Below are 3,648 nucleotides of genomic sequence, written 5' to 3'. Positions count from 1 at the left end.
TAACAATCACTATAAGAAACCTTATAATTTATATTTTTTTAGTAATCCTATTAAGTTTTTTATAAAATTCACCTTTTGTCTTTGCATGATTAAACTCATTTGGATTAATATTTGCTTTTTGTGAGAGTGCTACAATTTCTTCTTTTGAAATTGAGTCTTTCGTATTTATAGATGCTATATTTGTGTATTTTCCGTCTTCTGTTTTTGGAATTTCTAAAATCCCTTTATTCACGAGATCAACTACAGCCTTATGCTCTGAAGAATGTAAATCTACACCAGTAATTTTCCAATTACGCATAACTTTTGGAGTGTATACACCATTCTTTACCTCTTTTAAATATGTAATAGCAAGGTTACGAATGGTTCCGCCTGTTTCTCCAAATGCATTCTCTTGTTTAGATGACCAAATTTGTTCAAACTTACGCCCCTCTAAAGCTCCCCCTTTTGCCTGAAGAGCCTCCATTCTATATGCATTCATTCCCAGCGTCATAACATCGCTCGTTTTGATTGGTTTGTTTGTACGAATAGAGCGTAAATTTGTAATTCTACTTCCATATGGTTTTGTTAAGTCAATTTCGTATTTTACGCCTCCAAAGAAATCGTTCGTACTGTATTTAGATGCACGGCGGGTTTTATCAAAGCTAACGGTTACATCTCCGGCACGAGATGAGTTAAAATATCCTGCTGCCCATTCCATATAGTCTTTTAAATCTTTTCCAGAAATCTTATATACTGTAATTTCTCCCAAGGCATATTGGTAATTGTACGCAATATCTTTTTTCTTAATAGGACCTATATCCAAACGGGCATAATCATTATCAATTTGATGGGCTACTACATCTGCTTTACTGTAGTAGAGCATGACTTCATGAAAGAAATCTGATAAAGGTGTTTCTTGAATCTGAACACTTGGAATACCCTTTATTTCATTTTCAGGAACAAGATTTCTACCCTTTAATTGAGCGACTACAACATTTGCATCTCCTCTCGCATATTCGTGAAAAGGTGTTAATGTTTCTTCAAGTGTAGGATCAGATAATATCGTTGTTCCATCAGCATTTTTTACAGGTATAGCGGTAGCAGTTTTATTTTTTAAAGTCAACTTCCCATCTTGCTTTGTAAAAGTAAGGTCAATACGTGAAATATGTGTTCCATATTTATCTGGTTCTGTAATAATTACGCCATTTACAACTTCTTTTTTTACAAGTTTATGCATGTGAGCCGCAAAAATAGCGCTTAGTTCCGGACAAGCATTTGCAATATCTTGAACACCAGTACCAGGGATACCATTCTCATTTTCTAATCCCATATGCATAACTCCTACCATTACATCTACTTTACCTTCTAATTCCTTAATTGCCTTTTTCGTCTCTTCTACCGGATTTTTCACCACTAAACCATCTAAGTGATCTGTCCCTTTTTCAAAATCACTAATCATTGGTGTATTCATACCAATAATCCCAACTTTAATTCCACCTTTTTCTACAATTGTATATGCAGGAAGAAAGCGCTCTCCATTTTCCTTATAAATATTTCCTGCTAACGTTTTTCCCTTATATTGCTCACTAACTTTTTTCAATGTATCTAATCCAAAATTGAATTCATGATTTCCAAATGCCCAGGCGTCATATCCCATTGTATTCATCGCTACCATCATTGGCGATTGTGGTTTATCGTTGAATAATTCTACTGAGTTTCCTTGAATTGTATCCCCAGCATCTACTAATATGGTATTTGGATTTTCTTGACGGACCTTCTTTATAACCGTATAAAGCTGCGTCAAACTTCCACTCATATTTGCTCCATCAAGCGCATAATCCCAAGGCATAAATCTACCATGAATATCTGCAGTACCTAACAATGTGATATTAACTTCAGATTCCTCAGCCTTAGAGATAGGTGGTTTGACTATTACTGCTGTTCCAAGCAGTAATAGAATTACAAAGTAACATACATAGTTCTTCCATTTCATTTTTTGCATACTAATAATATTTCTCCCCTTTTTGTACTTTCATAAAGTTGCTTGAACTTTAAAAATGTAACTTATTATTCAGGAAACTTCAACTACAAAAGATAATTTTGAAGGTGGTTCTGTTGCAAAATAAAGAGAATAAATTGCATACATCTCCTAACAGAATTGTATTTTATCGTTTCCTGACAGAATACCCCTTCCTTAAGCGTGTGAAGAGTACTTTCAAAATAAGGACATATCATTCATCATCATAAAATCATTATTTCAATTTACTAAAATTCGCATATAAAATATGTTATGATGATTATTTTTTTGAATTTCATTGTCGAAGTATTTCCTTCTCAATGAAAATACTTCCAAAAAAATAACCCCGCTCTTCATTTAAGACGGGGTTACACTTATACAGAAAATCGGATAGTTTCATATTTTCTTAAGCTTATTGGTTACTTTCAACTAATTTCATTCTATTTTTGTTTTCTTCTGAATCAATATGAATCAACCGTTTTCCCTGTTTATAATACGCATCAATAAATAGGGAATGATTTTTACTTTTCAATTTCACAAAGTAATTTTATCTCTTTTATTTGTGAAATATGACGCTGTTCATGTAAATAAATCAGTTCTATCCACTGATCAAGGGATAATTCTCCAAGAGCTGGATGCATCACTGCTTTTTTCGCTAATATAGACTCATCTTCTATTGTACTCAGGAAACGCATCAATTCTTTTCTTGATTCGTTTAGCATATTGAGCATTTGCTCCACTTCAAATGGTTCTATACTTGGTTCAATCATTTCTGGAGCTATAAACTTTTTCGCTCTATCTAATAAAATAGTGTGAATTTCTTTACGCTCATTTTGGGTACTATCTAACTTTTTTAATCCTGATGAAATAACTGTTATAACTCTCTCATCTAATAAAACTAAATGATGACAAACTTGTGCAATACTCCATTTATCCTTATCTGGTTTCCTATTAAATTGAGCATCACTCAACAAATTAATTTCCTCAACTAATTGATCTCTCGTTTCATAAAACTTGTCATTTACAAATGTATCCATGTGGATTCTCCTTTCATTGCAACCTACATACTTAAATTCCTACGCTAGAAATATTATCTTCAAAAAAAGTTTTTCTTTCACTACTATTCCAATTTCATTTTAAAGCTACAAATGAAATTATTTGTTTTTTTATATCTTTTTAATTGGCACAAATAAATTAACCTTTAACTTTCCGTCTAGATCTTCAGCAACATTATTTAAGCAAAACTCTAAATTATCTCTATCATAATCTGCATCATACTCACTATTTGGTAGCCACTCTGCATACATGTATTGATACGCTTCACTTAATTTATGAGGTTCATCATAGAACTGGTATAGACCATATGTACCTCCATCTAATCTTTTAAATTGCACATCATGATGCTTTTCTTTATCGAAGTTTTCAGGAATCGTAACACATGCATCATGCCGGCACTTATGACTTGCAACAAGTTCAGGATTATCTAATGATATTCCGATAAATGATTGCTCTGGTGGATAAAGTTTATTTTCAATTGACCAATTCAGTAACTTTCCCCAGTGATCTTGTGGTTCAAAGTAGCTACCAGTTCGTCTTATATATGCTACTTCTAATGGTGGAAATTTTTTTATAAAAACTTTCATTTACATCTT

3 protein-coding genes are annotated in these 3,648 nt (G+C 32.6%); all 3 read right to left on the bottom strand.

Annotation, left to right across the window (positions count from 1 at the left end):
• Positions 1-28: 28 nt before the first annotated feature.
• Positions 29-1,981, bottom strand: coding sequence for a bifunctional metallophosphatase/5'-nucleotidase (locus ACQGSG_RS27560; protein ID WP_001171076.1), 1,953 nt, complete (start codon positions 1,979-1,981; stop codon positions 29-31).
• Between the two features lie 536 nt (positions 1,982-2,517).
• On the bottom strand, positions 2,518-3,033 hold the full coding sequence (locus ACQGSG_RS27555; RefSeq protein WP_325843089.1) for a DinB family protein: 516 nt from the start codon (positions 3,031-3,033) through the stop codon (positions 2,518-2,520).
• A gap of 129 nt (positions 3,034-3,162) precedes the next feature.
• Positions 3,163-3,639, bottom strand: coding sequence for an AraC family transcriptional regulator (locus ACQGSG_RS27550; protein ID WP_000862353.1), 477 nt, complete (start codon positions 3,637-3,639; stop codon positions 3,163-3,165).
• Positions 3,640-3,648 lie beyond the last annotated feature (9 nt).

The sequence above is a fragment of the Bacillus sp. GMa5/1 genome (genome assembly GCF_050172015.1).
Taxonomy (GTDB): Bacteria; Bacillota; Bacilli; order Bacillales; family Bacillaceae_G; genus Bacillus_A; species Bacillus_A cereus.
Note: the sequence above shows the minus strand (reverse complement) of the source record. Positions and strands in the feature narration are given on the sequence as shown.